This is a genomic window from Escherichia marmotae (assembly GCF_002900365.1).
Lineage (GTDB): Bacteria > Pseudomonadota > Gammaproteobacteria > Enterobacterales > Enterobacteriaceae > Escherichia > Escherichia marmotae.
In genome coordinates this window covers 429,436-447,943 of record NZ_CP025979.1, presented here as the reverse complement: position 1 = coordinate 447,943, position 18,508 = coordinate 429,436, and the positions used below count along the sequence as shown (strand labels likewise).

Here is an 18,508-nt window from a genome sequence, read left to right as displayed (position 1 = left end):
TTCCACTTTGCCAATACCGCTGTCTATCATCTGCCACGAGGTGCGCGATGAATGCGACTGCAGCCCAGACAAAATCTCTTGAGTGGCTTAATCGCCTGCGCGCAAATCCGAAAATACCTTTGGTTGTTGCTGCCTCCGCGGCGGTTGCAGTGATGGTCGCGTTAATTCTGTGGGCAAAAGCCCCTGATTACCGCACGTTATTCAGCAATCTTTCCGATCAGGATGGCGGTGCGATCGTCAGCCAACTGACACAAATGAATATTCCTTACCGCTTCAGCGAAGCCAGCGGCGCGATTGAAGTTCCGGCAGATAAAGTTCACGAGCTACGTCTGCGTCTGGCACAGCAAGGCTTGCCTAAAGGCGGCGCGGTCGGTTTTGAACTGCTCGATCAGGAAAAGTTTGGTATCAGCCAGTTCAGCGAACAGGTGAATTATCAGCGAGCGCTGGAAGGTGAACTTTCCCGTACCATCGAAACTATCGGCCCGGTAAAAGGAGCGCGCGTGCATCTGGCGATGCCGAAACCGTCTTTATTTGTCCGTGAACAAAAATCCCCTTCGGCATCAGTGACGGTAAATCTTTTACCTGGTCGCGCGCTGGATGAAGGGCAAATCAGTGCCATTGTGCATCTGGTTTCCAGTGCGGTAGCCGGATTGCCACCGGGTAACGTCACGCTGGTAGATCAGGGTGGGCATCTGTTAACCCAGTCCAGCACCAGCGGGCGCGATCTTAATGACGTCCAGTTAAAATATGCCAGTGATGTCGAAGGTCGCATTCAGCGGCGTATTGAAGCGATCCTGTCACCAGTTGTCGGCAACGGCAATATTCACGCTCAGGTGACGGCACAACTGGATTTCGCCAGTAAAGAGCAAACCGAAGAACAGTATCGCCCTAATGGCAATGCGTCACAGGCAGCGCTCCGTTCCCGTCAACTGAATGAGAGCGAACAAAGCGGTTCCGGTTACCCTGGCGGCGTGCCTGGCGCATTATCGAATCAGCCTGCGCCTGCCAATAACGCGCCAATCAGTACACCTCCGGCAAATCAAAACAACCGTCAGCAACAAACAAGCACCACCAGTAATAGCGGCCCGCGCAGCACCCAGCGTAATGAAACCAGCAACTACGAAGTCGATCGCACTATTCGTCATACCAAAATGAACGTAGGCGACGTGCAACGTTTGTCGGTCACCGTCGTGGTGAATTACAAAACGCTGCCGGATGGTAAACCGCTGCCACTGAGCGCCGAACAGATGAAGCAAATTGAAGATCTGACCCGCGAGGCGATGGGCTTTTCTGAAAAGCGCGGCGATTCACTCAATGTCGTCAACTCCCACTTCAACAGCGGTGACGAAAGCGGTGGAGAACTGCCGTTCTGGCAACAACAAGTGTTTATCGATCAACTGCTGGCTGCCGGACGCTGGTTGCTGGTGCTACTGGTGGCGTGGCTGTTGTGGCGTAAAGCGGTACGCCCGCAGTTAACACGCCGCACCGAGGCGGCGAGCGCCGTACAACAGCAGCCACAGGCTCGCCAGGAAGTGGAAGATGCGGTGGAAGTACGCCTCAGCAAAGACGAACAATTGCAGCAACGCCGTGCTAACCAACGTCTGGGAGCGGAAGTAATGAGCCAGCGTATCCGTGACATGTCTGATAACGATCCGCGCGTAGTAGCGCTGGTCATTCGCCAGTGGATAAATAACGATGATGAGTAACCTGACAGGCACCGATAAAAGCGTCATCTTGCTAATGACCATTGGCGAAGATCGGGCGGCTGAAGTGTTCAAGCACCTCTCCCAGCGCGAAGTGCAAACCCTGAGCGCAGCGATGGCAAATGTCACGCAGATCTCCAATAAACAGTTAACTGAAGTGCTGGCGGAGTTTGAACAAGAAGCTGAACAGTTCGCCGCCCTGAATATTAACGCCAACGATTATCTGCGTTCGGTGCTGGTGAAAGCGCTGGGCGAAGAGCGTGCCGCCAGCCTGCTGGAAGATATTCTCGAAACCCGCGACACCGCCAGCGGCATAGAAACGCTCAACTTCATGGAGCCGCAGAGTGCCGCCGATCTTATTCGCGATGAACATCCACAGATTATCGCCACCATTCTGGTACATCTGAAGCGCGCCCAGGCCGCCGATATTCTGGCGTTGTTCGATGAACGTCTGCGTCACGACGTGATGCTGCGTATCGCCACCTTTGGCGGTGTACAGCCTGCCGCGCTGGCGGAACTGACCGAAGTGCTGAATGGTCTGCTCGACGGTCAGAATCTCAAACGCAGCAAAATGGGCGGCGTGAGAACAGCAGCCGAAATTATCAACCTGATGAAAACCCAGCAGGAAGAGGCGGTTATTACCGCCGTGCGTGAATTTGACGGTGAGCTGGCGCAGAAAATCATCGACGAAATGTTCCTGTTCGAAAATCTGGTGGATGTCGACGATCGCAGTATCCAGCGTCTGTTGCAGGAAGTGGATTCCGAATCGCTGCTGATCGCCCTGAAAGGTGCCGAACAGCCACTGCGCGAGAAGTTCCTGCGCAATATGTCGCAACGCGCCGCCGATATCCTGCGCGACGACCTCGCCAACCGAGGTCCGGTACGTTTGTCGCAGGTGGAGAACGAGCAGAAAGCGATTCTGCTGATTGTGCGCCGCCTTGCCGAAACCGGCGAAATGGTGATTGGCAGCGGCGAGGACACCTATGTCTGATAACCTGCCGTGGAAAACCTGGACGCCTGACGATCTTGCGCCGCCACAGGCAGAGTTTGTGCCGCTGATGGAGCCGGAAGAAACCGTCACTGAAGAGATCGAACCCAGCCTTGAACAACAACTGGCACAACTGCAAATGCAGGCTCACGAGCAAGGTTATCAGGCGGGGATTGCCGAAGGTCGCCAGACAGGCCATGAACAAGGCTATCAGGAGGGTCTGGCACAGGGGCTGGAACAAGGACTGGTGCAGGCGAAATCTCAGCAAGCACCGATTCATGCGCGGATGCAGCAACTGGTCAGCGAATTCCAGACCACCCTTGACGCGCTGGATAGCGTGATAGCTTCGCGGCTGATGCAAATGGCTCTGGAGGCGGCGCGTCAGGTGATCGGTCAGACGCCCACGGTGGACAGCCCGGCACTGATCAAACAGATCCAGCAGTTGCTACAGCAGGAACCGCTATTCAGCGGCAAACCACAGTTACGCGTGCATCCGGATGACCTGCAACGCGTCGATGAGATGCTTGGCGCAACGTTAAGCCTGCACGGCTGGCGGTTGCGCGGCGATCCAACTCTGCATCCCGGCGGCTGTAAAGTCTCTGCCGATGAAGGCGATCTCGATGCCAGTGTCGCCACCCGTTGGCAAGAACTCTGCCGTCTGGCAGCACCTGGAGTGGTGTGATGACCACTCGCCTGACACGCTGGTTAACCTCGCTGGATAGCTTTGAAGCCAAAATTGCGCAACTTCCTGCGGTACGCCGCTACGGGCGATTAACCCGCGCCACCGGGCTGGTGCTGGAAGCCACCGGATTACAACTACCGCTCGGCGCAACCTGTGTGATTGAACGCCAGAACGGCGCTGAAACTCACGAAGTGGAAAGCGAAGTGGTTGGCTTTAACGGTCAACGGCTGTTTTTAATGCCGCTGGAGGAAGTGGAAGGCGTACTGCCTGGCGCACGCGTTTATGCCAAAAACATCTCCCCACAAGGATTGCAAAGCGGCAAGCAATTACCGCTCGGTCCGGCGTTGTTAGGTCGCGTTCTGGACGGTAGCGGTAAACCACTCGACGGCCAGCCCTCTCCCGATACGACTGAAACCGGTGCATTAATTACCCCGCCGTTTAACCCATTGCAACGTACGCCGATTGAGCACGTGCTGGATACGGGCGTGCGTCCAATCAATGCCCTGCTTACCGTCGGACGCGGGCAGCGTATGGGGCTGTTTGCCGGTTCCGGCGTCGGCAAAAGTGTGTTGCTGGGGATGATGGCGCGTTACACCCGTGCAGATGTGATTGTCGTTGGTTTAATTGGTGAACGTGGACGCGAAGTAAAAGATTTTATTGAGAATATCCTCGGTGCTGAAGGGCGTGCGCGCTCGGTGGTGATTGCCGCACCAGCCGATGTTTCTCCGCTCCTGCGAATGCAAGGTGCCGCCTATGCCACGCGCATTGCCGAAGATTTTCGCGATCGGGGTCAGCATGTGTTGCTAATTATGGATTCCCTCACCCGCTACGCGATGGCTCAGCGTGAAATTGCGCTGGCGATTGGCGAACCGCCTGCCACCAAAGGCTATCCTCCATCGGTATTCGCCAAACTACCGGCGTTGGTCGAGCGTGCCGGAAACGGCATCAGCGGCGGCGGCTCGATTACCGCTTTTTATACCGTGCTCACCGAAGGTGATGATCAGCAAGATCCGATTGCCGACTCCGCGCGGGCGATCCTCGACGGGCACATCGTACTGTCTCGTCGTCTGGCGGAAGCCGGACACTATCCGGCAATTGATATTGAAGCGTCAATCAGCCGTGCAATGACAGCACTGATCAGCGAGCAACATTACGCGCGGGTGCGCACATTCAAACAGTTGTTGTCGAGTTTTCAGCGCAACCGCGACCTGGTCAGCGTTGGTGCTTATGCCAAAGGCAGCGATCCCATGCTCGATAAAGCCATCGCCTTATGGCCGCAGCTTGAGGGCTATTTGCAACAAGGCATTTTTGAACGCGCGGACTGGGAAGACTCTCTCCAGGGGCTGGAGCACATTTTCCCAACGGTGTCATAACTCAGGAGATAACAGCAGATGGCAGAACATGGCGCACTGGCGACCCTGAAAGATCTGGCAGAAAAAGAGGTGGATAACGCCGCACGACTGTTGGGTGAAATGCGTCGCGGATGCCAGCAGGCAGAAGAGCAACTCAAAATGCTGATCGATTATCAGAATGAATATCGTAACAACCTGAATAGCGATATGAGTGCAGGAATGACCAGCAATCGCTGGATTAACTATCAGCAATTTATCCAGACGCTGGAAAAAGCCATTACTCAGCACCACCAGCAACTTACACAGTGGACACAGAAAGTTGATGTTGCCCTGAATAACTGGCGGGAAAAGAAACAACGTTTGCAGGCCTGGCAGACACTGCAGGAACGGCAATCCACGGCGGCACTGTTAGCAGAAAACCGCCTCGATCAGAAAAAGATGGATGAGTTTGCCCAGCGCGCCGCCATGAGGAAACCAGAATGATTCGCTTAGCGCCCTTGATTACCGCTGACGTTGACACCACCACGCTGTCCGGCGGTAAAGCCACCGATAGCGCACAAGATTTTCTCGTTTTGTTGAGCGGAGCATTAGCAGGCGAGACAACAAACAACAAATCTACGCCCCCATTGTTGGTGGCGACAGATAAACTTGTCATCAAAGTCGAGCCGCTGGTCAGCGATATTCAGAACGACGCGCAACAACCAGATTTACGGATCTCTGTGGATGGAACACCGCCCGTCATCAACGACGAACAATCCACATCAACACCATTAATCACCGCTCAGGCGATTACGCTGGCTGCGGTGCCAGACAAAGACACGGCAAAAGACGAAAAAGCGGATGATCTTAATGAAGACGCCGCGGCCAGCCTGAGCGCCCTTTTCGCAATGTTGCCGGGTTTTGACAATACGCCCAAAGTAACTGACACACCATCAACCGTGTTACCGACAGAAAAGCCAGCACACCCCACAAAACTGACTTCTGCGCAACGCACAACAGCACAGCCTGGCGACACCGCTGAAGCGTCAGTCCAGCCATTAACACCGCTGGTAGCTGAAGCCCAGAGCAAAGCGGAAGTCATCAGCACACCTTCGCCAGTGACTGCTGCTGCCAGCCCGCTAATCACTCCACACCAGATGCAGCCTCTGCCCACCGTCGCAGCGCCTGTTTTGAGTGCCCCGCTGGGTTCCCATGAATGGCAACAATCCTTAAGCCAACATATTTCACTGTTTACCCGTCAGGGGCAACAAAGCGCTGAATTGCGTTTGCACCCGCAGGATTTAGGTGAAGTGCACATCTCCCTCAAAGTGGATGTTTTCGCGTCAGGATGCCGCCGTGCTGGCAACCGAAGAAGGCAAGCAAAAGCTGATTGCCGCGATTAAAGCCATACTCTCCACCCCGCTTGTTGCCGGGCAACCGAAACAGGATGTCACCGACGTGCTGTATACCGCTTTTATTCTGCGATAACGACATGGGCGATAGTATTCTTTCTCAAGCTGAAATTGATGCACTGTTGAATGGCGACAGCGAGGTCAAAGACGAACCGACTTCCGGCGTGACCAGCGACAATGACATTCGGCCTTACGATCCCAATACGCAACGACGGGTTGTGCGCGAACGTTTGCAGGCGCTGGAAATCATTAATGAACGTTTTGCCCGACATTTCCGCATGGGGCTGTTTAACCTGCTGCGTCGTAGCCCGGACATCACCGTCGGGGCGATCCGTATCCAGCCATATCATGAATTTGCCCGCAACCTGCCGGTGCCGACCAACCTTAACCTTATCCACCTGAAACCGCTGCGCGGCACAGGACTGGTGGTGTTCTCGCCAAGCCTGGTATTTATTGCCGTGGATAACCTGTTTGGCGGCGATGGTCGGTTCCCTACCAAAGTGGAAGGTCGCGAGTTTACCCATACCGAACAGCGCGTCATCAACCGCATGTTAAAGCTGGCGCTTGAAGGCTATAGCGACGCCTGGAAGGCGATTAATCCGCTGGAAGTCGAGTATGTACGTTCGGAAATGCAGGTGAAATTTACCAATATCACCACCTCACCAAACGACATTGTGGTTAATACGCCTTTTCATGTCGAAATTGGCAACCTGACCGGTGAATTTAATATCTGCCTGCCATTCAGCATGATCGAGCCGCTGCGGGAATTGTTGGTTAACCCGCCACTGGAAAACTCGCGTAATGAAGATCAGAACTGGCGCGATAATCTGGTGCGTCAGGTACAGCATTCACAACTGGAGTTGATCGCCAACTTTGCCGATATTTCGCTGCGCCTGTCGCAGATTTTGAAACTGAAACCCGGCGATGTCCTGCCGATAGAAAAACCCGATCGTATCATCGCGCACGTTGACGGCGTTCCGGTGCTGACCAGCCAGTACGGCACCATCAATGGCCAGTATGCGTTACGGATAGAACATTTGATTAACCCGATTTTGAATTCTCTGAACGAGGAACAGCCCAAATGAGTGACTTGAATAATCCGGCCGATGACAACAACGGCGCAATGGACGATCTGTGGGCTGAAGCGTTGAGCGAACAAAAATCAACCAGCGGCAAAAGCGCCACTGAGGCGGTGTTCCAACAGCTTGGTGGCGGCGACGTCAGTGGAACATTGCAGGATATCGACCTGATTATGGATATTCCGGTCAAACTGACCGTCGAACTGGGTCGCACACGAATGACTATCAAAGAGCTGTTGCGCCTGACGCAAGGATCAGTGGTGGCGCTGGACGGTCTGGCTGGCGAACCGCTGGATATTCTGATCAATGGCTATTTAATCGCCCAGGGCGAAGTTGTGGTCGTTGCCGATAAATATGGCGTGCGGATCACCGATATCATTACCCCGTCTGAGCGGATGCGCCGCCTGAGCCGTTAGTGATGAATAACCACGCCACCGTGCAACCAACCACGCCGGTTTCCACTGCGCCGCTCCTGCAGGTGAGTGGCGCATTAATTGCCATTATTGTCCTGATTCTCGCTGCAGCGTGGCTGGTGAAACGGCTGGGATTTGCCGCCAAACGCAGCGACGCCCGCGGGTTAAGAGTCAGCGCCAGCGCTTCACTTGGCGCGCGCGAGCGGGTAGTGGTGATCGATGTGGAAGATGCACGACTGGTACTCGGCGTCACCGCAGGGCAAATCAATCTGTTGCATAAACTTCCCCCTTCTGCGCCAACGGAAGAGATGCCACTGGCCGATTTCCAGTCGCTAATGAAAAATTTGCTCAAGCGTAACGGGAGATCCTGATGCGTCGTCTGTTATCTGTCGCTCCTGCTCTTCTCTGGCTGGTCAGCCCCCTCGCCTTTGCGCAACTGCCTGGCATCACCAGCCAACCGCTGCCTGGCGGAGGACAAAGCTGGTCGCTTCCGGTGCAGACGCTGGTGTTCATCACCTCGCTGACGTTTATTCCGGCGATTTTACTGATGATGACCAGTTTCACTCGCATCATCATCGTTTTTGGTTTACTGCGTAACGCGCTGGGAACCCCCTCCGCCCCGCCCAACCAGGTATTGCTGGGACTGGCGCTGTTTTTGACTTTTTTTATTATGTCACCGGTTATCGACAAAATTTATGTCGATGCGTACCAGCCATTCAGCGAAGAGAAAATCTCAATGCAGGAGGCGCTGGAAAAAGGGGCGCAACCGCTGCGTGAGTTTATGCTGCGTCAGACCCGCGAGGCAGATTTAGGGTTGTTTGCCAGACTGGCAAATACCAGCCCCTTGCCGGGACCGGAAGCCGTGCCGATGCGCATTTTGCTACCGGCCTATGTGACCAGCGAGCTGAAAACCGCATTCCAGATAGGCTTCACGATTTTCATTCCTTTCCTGATTATCGACCTGGTGATCGCCAGCGTGTTGATGGCGTTGGGGATGATGATGGTGCCCCCCGCGACCATTGCTCTACCATTTAAACTGATGCTGTTTGTGCTGGTGGATGGCTGGCAATTGCTGGTCGGTTCGCTGGCGCAGAGCTTTTATAGTTAGAGAGGGCAAAATGACACCTGAATCGGTCATGATGATGGGGACGGAAGCGATGAAAGTCGCTCTGGCGCTGGCCGCCCCGCTGCTACTGGTGGCGCTGGTGACTGGCCTTATTATCAGCATTTTGCAGGCTGCCACGCAGATTAACGAAATGACGCTATCGTTTATTCCGAAAATCATCGCCGTATTTATCGCCATTATTATTGCCGGGCCGTGGATGCTCAACCTGTTGCTGGATTACGTCCGCACCTTGTTCACTAACCTGCCGTATATCATCGGGTAGCGCGTGCTATGTTGCAGGTAACAAGCGAACAATGGCTTTCCGGGTTAAGTCTGTATTTCTGGCCATTGCTGCGCGTGCTGGCGCTGATCTCCACCGCGCCCATTTTAAGCGAACGTAGTATACCGAAACGGGTGAAACTGGGACTCGCGATGATGATCACTTTCGCTATTGCCCCGGCATTACCAGCCAACGATGTTCCCGTTTTTTCGTTCCATGCCCTGTGGCTGGCGGTGCAGCAAATCCTGATTGGCATTGCCCTTGGGTTTACCATGCAATTTGCCTTTGCCGCTGTGCGAACTGCTGGAGAAATTATCGGTCTGCAAATGGGGCTTTCATTTGCGACATTCGTCGATCCAGGCAGCCATCTTAATATGCCCGTTCTGGCGCGTATTATGGATATGCTGGCTCTGCTGTTGTTCCTGACATTTAACGGCCATTTATGGTTGATTTCGCTGCTGGTCGATACGTTTCACACTCTGCCTATTGGGGGCGAGCCGCTTAACAACAATGCGTTTCTGGCGCTCACCAAAGCAGGAAGTTTAATTTTTCTCAACGGATTGATGCTGGCATTACCGATTATTACCCTGCTGCTGACACTGAATCTGGCGCTGGGATTACTTAATCGTATGGCTCCGCAATTATCAATTTTCGTTATCGGTTTTCCATTAACTCTGACGGTCGGTATTTCATTAATGGCAGCATTAATGCCGTTAATTGCTCCGTTTTGCGAACATTTATTCAGTGAAATTTTTATTTTGCTTGCCGATATTATTAGCGAATTTCCAGCAATATGATTCCGTAATGTTTATCGTGTTATCCTAAGGATTATCCGAAAAATAAAATCAGGCTACATCTTCCAGGATACTCCGCTGGCGCAATATTTATTTTAGTCTCACTCACATATCACAACATTTACTTTACTTTAAGACAATTCCAGGCAAATTATAAAGAACTTTACGGGATAGTAAGTCCGCCTGAAAAATCGCGCGAGTGCCGCATTAGGTGATGCTTGTTGTTCCGTTTAGTCATGATGAAATATTCAGGTAAGGGGAATTATCGTTACGCATTGAGTGAGGGTATGCCATGTCAACGATTATTATGGATTTATGTAGTTACACCCGGCTAGGTTTGACTGGGTATCTGTTGAGTAGAGGGGTTAAAAAAAGAGAAATCAACGACATCGAAACCGTTGATGACCTTACCATCGCTTGTGATTCACAGCGCCCTTCAGTGGTGTTTATTAATGAGGACTGTTTTATCCACGATGCTTCTAACAGTCAGCGTATCAAGCACATCATTAATCAACATCCCAATACGTTATTTATCGTTTTTATGGCAATTGCCAATGTTCATTTTGATGAATATCTGTTGGTCAGAAAAAATTTATTGATTAGTTCTAAATCAATTAAACCGGAATCTCTCGATGATATCCTTGGCGATATTCTGAAAAAAGAGACAACAATGGCCACTGTTTTAAATATGCCGACGTTATCATTGAGTCGAACCGAATCGAGTATGTTGCGAATGTGGATGGCTGGTCAGGGAACCATTCAGATCTCCGACCAAATGAATATCAAAGCCAAGACCGTTTCATCGCATAAAGGCAATATTAAACGTAAGATCAAAACGCATAATAAACAAGTTATCTATCATGTCGTCCGACTGACGGATAATGTGACTAATGGTATTTTTGTCAACATGCGCTAACACATTCTGACTGGTGGTTTCCCACCAGTCAGGCTGAATGAAATTACTCTGCTTTCTCCACAAAGATACCGTCCTGATGCCCTGCCTCATTAAAGAACCAGATGCCGAGCGGGTAGTCTTCCAGCGAAACCAGGTACATTGTGCCTTCACTAAACTCCTCAACTGCCAGTACCACGCCAGGACGACGCGGACCGCCATCCGTTTTGACTGTTACCCGATCATTCACCTTCATCATTTTCCTCCTGTGGCTTTGTGCCAGTGTAGAACAATTTCTTTTTGCTGGCAGCGCCGGATGAGCGCGAGTGCTGATTTTCTCGACGGTCTATACTTAAAAGATGCCAGGCGTGCATCACGGTCAGCAGCATCAAATGAGTAACGGTTGCGAGGAAAGATGATGAAAACCGCAAAAGAGTACAGCGATACCGCAAAACGTGAGGTCAGCGTCGATGTCGATGCCCTGCTGGCGGCGATCAATGAAATTAGCGAAAGCGAAGTTCATCGCAGCCAGAGTGATTCAGAACACGTCAGTATCGATGGTCGCGAATACCATACATGGCGTGAATTAGCGGATGCCTTTGAACTGGATATTCATGACTTTAGCGTCTCGGAAGTAAACCGCTAAATGCGACATAAAAAAATCCCGGCCCTTGTGGGGGTCGGGATCAAACTTGCTTAAGCAAGAAGCACTTAAAAAATTCGTTACACCAGGAAATCTGATGTGTTCATCACCTTATCTGCAATTTTTTTCGCTGACAAGGAAATATTCTTTGCATGAATGATTAATATCACTAATGAATGAAATTGTGACTTTCGTCACCCCTTATGGCCTCTGCTACGGGCGGGATCGCTCCCAAAAAATGATCAAATACAAATCGTGCTATTTTGAGAAACATCCTGGTAAAGGGAGTATGCGCTACCATGCTTTCAATTCAACAACCACTGCTGATTTTCACCGATCTCGATGGCACCCTGTTGGACAGTCATAGCTATGACTGGCAGCCTGCCGCTCCCTGGCTAAACCGTTTACGAGAAGCAGACGTTCCAGTGATTCTCTGCAGCAGTAAAACGTCGGCGGAAATGCTGTACTTGCAAAAAATCCTGGGTCTGCAAGGGTTGCCGCTGATTGCCGAAAACGGAGCGGTGATCCAACTGGATCATCAATGGCAAGATATAGATGGGTTCCCCCGTATCATCTCGGGTATTGCCCATAGTGAAATCAGTCTGGTGTTGAATACGTTACGCGAGAAAGAACATTTCAAATTCACCACTTTTGATGATGTCGATGAGACAACCATTGCTGAATGGACTGGATTAAGCCGTAGCCAGGCGGCGCTGACGCAATTGCATGAAGCCTCGGTCACGCTCATCTGGCGCGACAGTGACGAGCAAATGACGCAATTTACCGCTCGCCTGAACGAGTTAGGGTTGCAGTTTGTCCAAGGCGCTCGCTTCTGGCATGTGTTGGACGCCTCTGCCGGAAAAGATCAGGCCGCCAACTGGATCATCGCGGCATATCAACAATCAGGCGGAGAACGTCCGACGACGCTTGGCTTAGGCGATGGTCCAAATGACGCGCCATTACTGGAAGTGATGGATTACGCGGTCATTGTGAAAGGGCTAAACCGGGAAGGCATTCATCTGCAAAATGAGGATCCGCCTCGTGTCTGGCGAACGCAGCGAGAAGGTCCTGATGGCTGGCGCGAGGGGTTGGATCACTTTTTTACCGTCCGTTAAGGGGTATCACTGGCGCAGACCCGATTACGTCCTGCTTGTTTAGCGAGATACAGCCGACGATCGGCCAGCGATTGCAATTGTTCAAAATCATAATCACCGGTTTCTTCACTGCTGCTCACCCCCAATGAAGCACTGATGCGGATAGTCTTGCTCTTGGCAATCAACATCTCTTTTTCATTCAGCTTCAGACGAATATGTTCGGCAACTTCTTTTGCCTGCTCCAGGCTGGCGCCAGGCAGAATCACACAAAACTCCTCACCACCAACCCGTCCGGCAACATACTGGGGTCGTAATGAACGACTAATTAATCCGGCAGCATGTGACAACACACGGTCGCCCGCCTGGTGACCAAAGCGGTCATTAATCGCTTTAAAATGGTCAAGGTCGACCTGAATGACAGAAAAAGGATGTTTGTGTGTCTGGCACATTTTGGCCAGCGGACGCGCTTTTTCGAACAGTGCGCCACGGTTATACAGGCGGGTTAAAGTGTCGTGCCACGCCTGCCATTGCAACGAGCTTTGCAGGACAAACATATTGCTGACCATCTGGCGAATCACATACCAGGAGATAAGTAACATGGTTGTGAAGAGCGCCCACAACAGGGTTAATGCAATGCTGATACTGCCGAAATCACCACGCACACCTTCGCTAAGCGTATGGATTCGCACTAATACCCCGTCAAAATGATCCAGCCGTTCCCAGCTAACATAGCGACTGTTCATCCGGATTCCACCGCGCGTATCGTGTTCAATGGCCTGCGCAAGTGATGCCAGTTCGCGAGGATCAAAGAGATCTTCGGTAGGATTCTCCGGGTTGGAAGAGGTCAATAATTTCAGTTTACTGTCGTAGAGTTGATATTCACCGTCGAGATTTTTATCGATAGCATTTTGTAAAAATTGCTGCATTGAACGCACGGGAATACTCATTCCCAGCACGCCATACCAGTAATTATTGCTGTCAACCGGCACGCTTACAGTGACTTGTGGTTCAGTAACATTGTTATGGTCATGCTGAGAGGTAAACCAACGCACCGCACGTTGGCGGTTTTCTCGTTGTGAATGACCGATAAACCAGGGTTGGGTGACAAATTCGTAGTAACGCCCGGGCACACTTCGCATAAACAGCGTCGGCTGCGTAGAAACGTAAAATCCGGCGCGCGAGACATACATCGCCTGTTCAACCATCGACGAGGAGTTGTGCGCCAGTCGCAGCAAGTAACCGACTTCCAGCGCGGCGGCAATTTCGTTGTCCAGGGATTCATTTTCGCGAGAAAGCAGATCCCCCTCGCTGACTAACGCATCAGAGACGCCATTTACCGGCAGGGTACGTCGTCTGTTGAGTTCTATCTGCCAGGCATGTTCATCGCGACGTTGTTCGAACTCGGTAACGGCATTGCGCAGAGAGGTGAAATCGAGCGGCGCAACGAGGGCTTCGCGCATCCCGTTACGCAAAAATAATAACTTATCAACGTTATATTGCAGTTGTTTATCAAGCGCGTTGGCAACATTTTCCAGATGGTTACGCTGACTTGAAATATAGGCATCTTCCAGTACGACGACTTCACGCCATGTGAGTAAAGTTGAGAAGATCAATACCACAATAAAGCAGAGATTAACGACATGACCAGGCCCCAGGCGGCGCGCGAGTTTTTTCAGCCAGCTCTGGTTTTCCATTTCTGTCTCGTGCAGCACCCTGACAACTCCCAACCTGCTTTCTTATGATTCTGGCATAACCTGGCAATAGCGTACCGCCAAATAACAATATTTTTATAAGGCATGATAAGACGCGCCAGCGTCACATCAGGCTTTCAATGCCAACGCTGGCACAATCGCCGGATGCGGCGTGAACGCCTTATCTGCCCTGGTGTTAATTATACGCTTTTAAACTTCTTCCGATGAACGACTCTTCTCCCCCGGAACAAGCTCAGTTTCATGAAAGGCTTCCCGTTTGACGCCGTAACCGTCATACCAGCAACACTCAACCATGCCGCTGGAATACCCGGTAACAATCATCCGCGGGCCGCCCTCTTTAACCGTTACTTCCTCACTCACCACAAAGCTCATACTCGCCTCCTTTTTTCGAGTGAAACTTGTTCACCTTAGTCGAGAATGGCGAGTTTTGCATACCAGCCAGTGAGAATATTAATGTACCTGACCGCGCATTTTCGCTACTGCTTTCACTGCCAATACGACGATGCTACCGATGATAAAACCAAGAATCAGATTTAAAACAGTCGGTAATATCATCGCCACCAGCGCACTCTGCTGCCCGGAGAAATGTTCAATAGCATGATGCAGCGGCGCAATACCATGTACCACAATGCCACCACCGACGAGAAACATCGCCAGCGTGCCGACGATCGATAACGCTTTCATCAGCCAGGGCGCGATAATCAATAACCCCTTGCCCAGCGCCTGTATAACCGTACTGGATTTTTCCGCCAGCCAGTAACCCAGATCATCAATCTTAACGATGATCCCCACCAGACCGTAGACGCCCACGGTAACCACCAGTGCGATCCCTGAAAGCACCAGCACCTGATTAAGCAACGGCGCTTCCGCCACAATCCCCAGCGTGATAGCGACAATTTCCGCAGACAAAATAAAATCGGTACGAATCGCCCCTTTTATTTTGTCCTTTTCGAACTTCAGCGGATCCTGCGCTGCCAGTTTTTCCAGACGCTGCTGACTCTGTGCCGGATCCTCTTTATGCTTACGCGCCTCCAGCATATGCAGCACCTTCTCTACCCCTTCAAAGCAGAGAAATGCACCGCCAATCATCAACAGCGGTGTAATCGCCCACGGGATAAACGCACTGATGATCAGCGCCAACGGCACCAGAATCACTTTGTTGATGAGCGATCCCTTCGCCACGCCCCAGACCACGGGTAATTCCCGGTTGGCACGCACACCTGAAACTTGTTGCGCATTGAGCGACAAGTCATCCCCTAATACACCAGCGGTTTTCTTCGCCGCCAGCTTGCCCATCACGGAGATATCGTCCAGCAAAGTGGCGATATCATCGAGCAACGTCAATAAACTACTCCCGGCCAAAAGCATTCCCTCTCATTTTTATTGTTGACGGTGCTAAGTATGAAGCAAAATCGGCTTGTCTGATACTTGCTTCACAAGTCAACATTTTATTAACAATCAATTACGATTATATCTCTCGCCAGTGAAATGATTTTCACGTTTACTATGAACCGCCTTTTTATTTCCATCGTGAGGGATTATGCGTTTCCGCCAGTTGTTACCGCTTTTTGGCGCACTGTTTGCGCTGTATATCATTTGGGGCTCAACCTATTTTGTCATTCGGATTGGGGTAGAAAGCTGGCCACCGTTAATGATGGCGGGCGTGCGCTTTCTGGCAGCCGGTATTTTACTAATGGCATTTTTACTGCTGCGCGGGCACAAATTGCCGCCGCTACGTCCACTGCTTAATGCCGCGCTTATTGGCCTGTTACTGCTGGCTGTCGGTAACGGCATGGTAACGGTAGCCGAACATCAAAACGTCCCTTCCGGCATTGCTGCCGTGGTGGTGGCAACAGTGCCACTCTTTACCCTGTGCTTCAGCCGCCTGTTTGGCATAAAAACGCGCAAACTGGAGTGGCTTGGCATCGCCATTGGGTTAGCGGGGATCATCATGCTCAACAGTGGCGGTAATTTAAGCGGCAATCCGTGGGGCGCGATCCTGATTTTGATCGGGTCTGTGAGTTGGGCATTTGGTTCAGTTTATGGCTCACGAATCACTCTGCCAGTGGGGATGATGGCGGGAGCCATTGAAATGCTGGCGGCAGGCGTGGTGTTAATGATCGCATCGATGATTGCGGGTGAAAAACTGACGGCGCTCCCTTCTCTTTCGGGCTTCCTGGCGGTCGGCTATCTGGCGCTGTTTGGTTCGATCATCGCCATCAACGCTTATATGTATTTAATCCGCAATGTCAGCCCGGCCCTGGCGACCAGCTACGCTTATGTTAACCCGGTGGTCGCGATATTGCTGGGTACGGGGCTGGGTGGCGAAACGCTATCGCAGATTGAATGGCTGGCACTGGGCGTGATTGTCTTCGCGGTGGTGCTGGTAACGCTGGGGAAATATCTCTTTCCTGCAAAACCCGTTGTCGCCCCCGTCATTCAGGACACATCAAGCGAGTAAATGAATCCCCAGAGAGTCGATCTGCGCGCTGGCACCCTCGCTGCAGATCCACTCTTCCAGACGCTCGGTCAGCGCCGCGTCCGTCAACTTCTCTCGCCCACGTAACGCACACTCCCAGACAATCAATACACGCCAGCCGAGTTCCTGCAATCGATTAATATCACGATGATCGCGCTCGACATTTTTACCTATCTTCTCCAGCCAGAACTCCGTTCGTGTGGCAGGAACTTTGAACAGATGGCAATGATGATGGTGCCAGAAGCAGCCGTGGGTAAATATCACGCAGCGATACTCATCGAGGACAAAATCCGGACGTCCGGGTAGACTGGCACCCTGAACGCGAAACATCAGCCCCTGTCCGGTTAACAGGCTGGCGAGACGCTTCTCGATTGCTGTATCGTGCGTGGCAATCGCGCGCATATTTTTGCTACGCGTGGCCTTATCGTGAACGTCGGCCATGTTGTGCCTCTTGCTGACGCAACGCTACCGCCTGTTTGATTTTTGGCTCGAGCAGTTTTGCCACCGCGGCAAAGACCGGTACGACTACCGAGTTGCCGAACTGGCGATAGGCCTGAGTGTCAGAAACCGGAATGCGGAATTTCGCTTCATGCGGCGCTTCAAAGCCCATCAACCGTGCGCATTCACGAGGTGTTAACCGACGCGGACGATGTTGCTGATTCTGCGGATCGTCAAAGTCTTTCTCACCTGTTGCCATATCCCAGCCGCGATCGATTAAAATTTCTGCGCCATCTTTGTAATAGCGGGCAGAAAGCGTGCGCGTGACACTTTGCGGATTGTTCGGATAAACCATCCCGTACCCGAAGCCGTTACCGCGCGCCTGATGTTTTTTCGCATAGCGATAGAGGTACTTCCACAGCACCGGCGTCAGAATATATTTCGCTTCGACTATCGGATCCAGCAACTCCGCCAGCGTCACTCGCTGCGCAGGGAAACAATCGCTGATATCACGCAGGGTAAAATCTTGCTTCAGATTAAGATCGCGACGGAAACCCACCAGCACAATGCGTTCACGGTGCTGCGGTAAAAAATGTTTGCCATCAATGATCTTCGGATCGTTCGGGCCATTATCTTCTGCATCGGCTACGTCATAGCCCAGTTCGTCCAGCGTCTGCATGATGATGCGGAACGTTTTGCCCTGGTCGTGACTTTTCAGGTTTTTGACGTTTTCAAGTACAAAAATCGCCGGACGGCGGGCGTCGATAATGCGTACCACATCAAAAAACAACGTCCCCTGGGTATCGCAGGCAAAACCGTGCGCGCGACCAAGAGAGTTCTTTTTCGATACGCCAGCCAGGGAAAACGGCTGGCAAGGAAAACCGGCCAATAAAACATCATGTTCAGGGATGTGCTGACGAATATGTGCCGCCGCTGCTTCATCGCTCACGCCCTCTTTATGGCTCAGGGTAATGTCGCGGATATCTTCATTAAAGTGATGCGTAGCCGGGTCGCAATAATGATTCGCTTTGTAGGTGCGTACCGCATGTTTATTCCATTCACTGGTAAACACGCATTGACCGCCAATCGACTCAAAACCGCGACGGATGCCACCAATTCCGGCAAACAGATCGATAAAACGAAACGCATAGTGCGGATGATGTGCAGGTGGTTTGGGTAACAACGTTTGCAGATGAGCGAACTCTTTCTCACTTAAACGGTGCCATGCCGAATCATTCGCCAGCGCACGTTTTAAAATCGCCGCGCTCCAGTGATTCTCACCCACACCATTAAGTTGCGCCACCAATGTTTTAACATCATAAATTTGCAGCAGTTTCTCCAGCATTGCCTGTGCGGCATTCCCGGTGCTGTATGAATCGGTTACTGATATATTTTCCTGCATAGATTTAACCGGCCATCTGAGATGGCCGACAGGTTAACATAATTACTTCAGTTTAGGGCCA

General features: G+C 51.8%; 21 protein-coding genes and 2 pseudogenes. 17 read left to right on the top strand and 6 right to left on the bottom strand.

The genetic code is table 11. From position 1 onward, the window contains the following. Window positions 1-47 precede the first annotated feature (47 nt). From fliF to rcsA, 14 genes and pseudogenes are all read left to right on the top strand, one after another. Complete coding sequence (gene fliF, locus C1192_RS02205; protein WP_038355077.1) at window positions 48-1,706, top strand: flagellar basal-body MS-ring/collar protein FliF; 1,659 nt, start codon at window positions 48-50, stop codon at window positions 1,704-1,706. After that, entirely contained in the window at window positions 1,699-2,694 is a 996-nt protein-coding gene (gene fliG, locus C1192_RS02200; RefSeq protein WP_000067961.1) for a flagellar motor switch protein FliG, read from the top strand. Before fliF ends, fliG begins: the two co-directional genes overlap by 8 nt. Continuing rightward, window positions 2,687-3,373, top strand: a complete 687-nt coding sequence (fliH, locus tag C1192_RS02195) for a flagellar assembly protein FliH (protein WP_016248834.1) — start codon at window positions 2,687-2,689, stop codon at window positions 3,371-3,373. The genes fliG and fliH overlap by 8 nt, the downstream gene beginning before the upstream one ends. Further along, window positions 3,373-4,746: a flagellar protein export ATPase FliI gene (gene fliI / locus C1192_RS02190; protein WP_000213265.1), complete on the top strand. Its 1,374-nt coding sequence runs from the start codon at window positions 3,373-3,375 to the stop codon at window positions 4,744-4,746. The genes fliH and fliI overlap by 1 nt, the downstream gene beginning before the upstream one ends. Window positions 4,747-4,764: 18 nt before the next feature. After that, window positions 4,765-5,208 carry a flagellar export protein FliJ gene (fliJ, locus tag C1192_RS02185; protein ID WP_000807573.1) on the top strand — a complete coding sequence of 148 codons (444 nt, stop codon included), beginning with the start codon at window positions 4,765-4,767 and terminating at the stop codon, window positions 5,206-5,208. Then, window positions 5,205-6,038 (top strand): annotated as a pseudogene (locus C1192_RS02180) (flagellar hook-length control protein FliK); the annotation flags it as partial. The gene fliJ and the pseudogene C1192_RS02180, both read left to right, overlap by 4 nt. Continuing rightward, window positions 6,037-6,192, top strand: a pseudogene (locus C1192_RS02175) (flagellar basal body-associated FliL family protein); the annotation flags it as partial. The pseudogenes C1192_RS02180 and C1192_RS02175, both read left to right, overlap by 2 nt. A 4-nt stretch (window positions 6,193-6,196) precedes the next feature. After that, window positions 6,197-7,201 (top strand): flagellar motor switch protein FliM, encoded by a 1,005-nt coding sequence (gene fliM, locus C1192_RS02170; RefSeq protein ID WP_001516574.1) that lies wholly within the window; start codon window positions 6,197-6,199, stop codon window positions 7,199-7,201. Further along, on the top strand, window positions 7,198-7,611 hold the full coding sequence (fliN, locus tag C1192_RS02165) for a flagellar motor switch protein FliN (RefSeq protein ID WP_001281690.1): 414 nt from the start codon (window positions 7,198-7,200) through the stop codon (window positions 7,609-7,611). The genes fliM and fliN overlap by 4 nt, the downstream gene beginning before the upstream one ends. Window positions 7,612-7,613: 2 nt before the next feature. Then, window positions 7,614-7,979 (top strand): flagellar biosynthetic protein FliO, encoded by a 366-nt coding sequence (gene fliO, locus C1192_RS02160; protein ID WP_038355078.1) that lies wholly within the window; start codon window positions 7,614-7,616, stop codon window positions 7,977-7,979. Continuing rightward, the gene (gene fliP / locus C1192_RS02155) at window positions 7,979-8,716 is read left to right on the top strand and encodes a flagellar type III secretion system pore protein FliP (RefSeq protein WP_001253435.1); all 738 of its coding nucleotides are present in this window, start codon (window positions 7,979-7,981) and stop codon (window positions 8,714-8,716) included. Before fliO ends, fliP begins: the two co-directional genes overlap by 1 nt. 10 nt (window positions 8,717-8,726) lie before the next feature. Next, on the top strand, window positions 8,727-8,996 hold the full coding sequence (gene fliQ, locus C1192_RS02150; protein ID WP_000187358.1) for a flagellar biosynthesis protein FliQ: 270 nt from the start codon (window positions 8,727-8,729) through the stop codon (window positions 8,994-8,996). A gap of 8 nt (window positions 8,997-9,004) precedes the next feature. Next, the gene (gene fliR, locus C1192_RS02145; protein WP_038355079.1) at window positions 9,005-9,790 is read left to right on the top strand and encodes a flagellar biosynthetic protein FliR; all 786 of its coding nucleotides are present in this window, start codon (window positions 9,005-9,007) and stop codon (window positions 9,788-9,790) included. Between the two features lie 289 nt (window positions 9,791-10,079). After that, on the top strand, window positions 10,080-10,703 hold the full coding sequence (rcsA, locus tag C1192_RS02140; RefSeq protein ID WP_038355080.1) for a transcriptional regulator RcsA: 624 nt from the start codon (window positions 10,080-10,082) through the stop codon (window positions 10,701-10,703). Between the two features lie 43 nt (window positions 10,704-10,746). Here the strand turns inward: rcsA and dsrB are convergent, their stop codons facing one another. Beyond that, window positions 10,747-10,935 (bottom strand): protein DsrB, encoded by a 189-nt coding sequence (dsrB, locus tag C1192_RS02135; protein ID WP_000867217.1) that lies wholly within the window; start codon window positions 10,933-10,935, stop codon window positions 10,747-10,749. A gap of 162 nt (window positions 10,936-11,097) precedes the next feature. Here dsrB and yodD point away from each other — a divergent pair, with 162 nt between their 5' ends. Further along, window positions 11,098-11,325 carry a peroxide/acid resistance protein YodD gene (yodD, locus tag C1192_RS02125; RefSeq protein ID WP_001516578.1) on the top strand — a complete coding sequence of 76 codons (228 nt, stop codon included), beginning with the start codon at window positions 11,098-11,100 and terminating at the stop codon, window positions 11,323-11,325. 296 nt (window positions 11,326-11,621) lie between these two features. Beyond that, window positions 11,622-12,437 (top strand): mannosyl-3-phosphoglycerate phosphatase-related protein, encoded by an 816-nt coding sequence (locus C1192_RS02120; protein WP_000949098.1) that lies wholly within the window; start codon window positions 11,622-11,624, stop codon window positions 12,435-12,437. Here C1192_RS02120 and dgcQ read toward each other — a convergent pair. From dgcQ to C1192_RS02100, 3 genes are all read right to left on the bottom strand, one after another. Then, window positions 12,434-14,128: a cellulose biosynthesis regulator diguanylate cyclase DgcQ gene (dgcQ, locus tag C1192_RS02115; protein ID WP_077784557.1), complete on the bottom strand. Its 1,695-nt coding sequence runs from the start codon at window positions 14,126-14,128 to the stop codon at window positions 12,434-12,436. The two genes, C1192_RS02120 and dgcQ, sit on opposite strands and share 4 nt — an antisense overlap. A gap of 189 nt (window positions 14,129-14,317) precedes the next feature. Then, window positions 14,318-14,500 (bottom strand): YodC family protein, encoded by a 183-nt coding sequence (locus tag C1192_RS02105; protein ID WP_038355082.1) that lies wholly within the window; start codon window positions 14,498-14,500, stop codon window positions 14,318-14,320. 78 nt (window positions 14,501-14,578) lie between these two features. Continuing rightward, window positions 14,579-15,496 carry a DUF808 domain-containing protein gene (locus C1192_RS02100; RefSeq protein ID WP_000922674.1) on the bottom strand — a complete coding sequence of 306 codons (918 nt, stop codon included), beginning with the start codon at window positions 15,494-15,496 and terminating at the stop codon, window positions 14,579-14,581. A gap of 172 nt (window positions 15,497-15,668) precedes the next feature. Between C1192_RS02100 and yedA the strand changes: the two genes are divergently transcribed. Continuing rightward, the gene (gene yedA, locus C1192_RS02095; RefSeq protein WP_038355083.1) at window positions 15,669-16,589 is read left to right on the top strand and encodes a drug/metabolite exporter YedA; all 921 of its coding nucleotides are present in this window, start codon (window positions 15,669-15,671) and stop codon (window positions 16,587-16,589) included. Here yedA and C1192_RS02090 read toward each other — a convergent pair. Both C1192_RS02090 and dcm read right to left on the bottom strand, forming a co-directional pair. Next, on the bottom strand, window positions 16,578-17,048 hold the full coding sequence (locus C1192_RS02090) for a very short patch repair endonuclease (protein WP_038355084.1): 471 nt from the start codon (window positions 17,046-17,048) through the stop codon (window positions 16,578-16,580). The genes yedA and C1192_RS02090 overlap by 12 nt on opposite strands. After that, window positions 17,029-18,447, bottom strand: a complete 1,419-nt coding sequence (gene dcm / locus C1192_RS02085) for a DNA-cytosine methyltransferase (RefSeq protein WP_001157228.1) — start codon at window positions 18,445-18,447, stop codon at window positions 17,029-17,031. The genes C1192_RS02090 and dcm overlap by 20 nt, the downstream gene beginning before the upstream one ends. Between the last annotated feature and the right edge of the window lie 61 nt (window positions 18,448-18,508).

What these genes read in the sequence shown, in the direction of transcription:
- fliF (WP_038355077.1), top strand. Translation starts at nt 48, where the DNA reads ATGAATGCGACTGCAGCCCAGACAAAATCTCTTGAGTGGCTTAATCGC.
- fliG (WP_000067961.1), top strand. Translation starts at nt 1,699, where the DNA reads ATGAGTAACCTGACAGGCACCGATAAAAGCGTCATCTTGCTAATGACC.
- fliH (WP_016248834.1), top strand. Translation starts at nt 2,687, where the DNA reads ATGTCTGATAACCTGCCGTGGAAAACCTGGACGCCTGACGATCTTGCG.
- fliI (WP_000213265.1), top strand. Translation starts at nt 3,373, where the DNA reads ATGACCACTCGCCTGACACGCTGGTTAACCTCGCTGGATAGCTTTGAA.
- fliJ (WP_000807573.1), top strand. Translation starts at nt 4,765, where the DNA reads ATGGCAGAACATGGCGCACTGGCGACCCTGAAAGATCTGGCAGAAAAA.
- fliM (WP_001516574.1), top strand. Translation starts at nt 6,197, where the DNA reads ATGGGCGATAGTATTCTTTCTCAAGCTGAAATTGATGCACTGTTGAAT.
- fliN (WP_001281690.1), top strand. Translation starts at nt 7,198, where the DNA reads ATGAGTGACTTGAATAATCCGGCCGATGACAACAACGGCGCAATGGAC.
- fliO (WP_038355078.1), top strand. Translation starts at nt 7,614, where the DNA reads ATGAATAACCACGCCACCGTGCAACCAACCACGCCGGTTTCCACTGCG.
- fliP (WP_001253435.1), top strand. Translation starts at nt 7,979, where the DNA reads ATGCGTCGTCTGTTATCTGTCGCTCCTGCTCTTCTCTGGCTGGTCAGC.
- fliQ (WP_000187358.1), top strand. Translation starts at nt 8,727, where the DNA reads ATGACACCTGAATCGGTCATGATGATGGGGACGGAAGCGATGAAAGTC.
- fliR (WP_038355079.1), top strand. Translation starts at nt 9,005, where the DNA reads ATGTTGCAGGTAACAAGCGAACAATGGCTTTCCGGGTTAAGTCTGTAT.
- rcsA (WP_038355080.1), top strand. Translation starts at nt 10,080, where the DNA reads ATGTCAACGATTATTATGGATTTATGTAGTTACACCCGGCTAGGTTTG.
- dsrB (WP_000867217.1), bottom strand. Translation starts at nt 10,935, where the DNA reads ATGAAGGTGAATGATCGGGTAACAGTCAAAACGGATGGCGGTCCGCGT.
- yodD (WP_001516578.1), top strand. Translation starts at nt 11,098, where the DNA reads ATGAAAACCGCAAAAGAGTACAGCGATACCGCAAAACGTGAGGTCAGC.
- C1192_RS02120 (WP_000949098.1), top strand. Translation starts at nt 11,622, where the DNA reads ATGCTTTCAATTCAACAACCACTGCTGATTTTCACCGATCTCGATGGC.
- C1192_RS02105 (WP_038355082.1), bottom strand. Translation starts at nt 14,500, where the DNA reads ATGAGCTTTGTGGTGAGTGAGGAAGTAACGGTTAAAGAGGGCGGCCCG.
- C1192_RS02100 (WP_000922674.1), bottom strand. Translation starts at nt 15,496, where the DNA reads ATGCTTTTGGCCGGGAGTAGTTTATTGACGTTGCTCGATGATATCGCC.
- yedA (WP_038355083.1), top strand. Translation starts at nt 15,669, where the DNA reads ATGCGTTTCCGCCAGTTGTTACCGCTTTTTGGCGCACTGTTTGCGCTG.
- C1192_RS02090 (WP_038355084.1), bottom strand. Translation starts at nt 17,048, where the DNA reads ATGGCCGACGTTCACGATAAGGCCACGCGTAGCAAAAATATGCGCGCG.
- dcm (WP_001157228.1), bottom strand. Translation starts at nt 18,447, where the DNA reads ATGCAGGAAAATATATCAGTAACCGATTCATACAGCACCGGGAATGCC.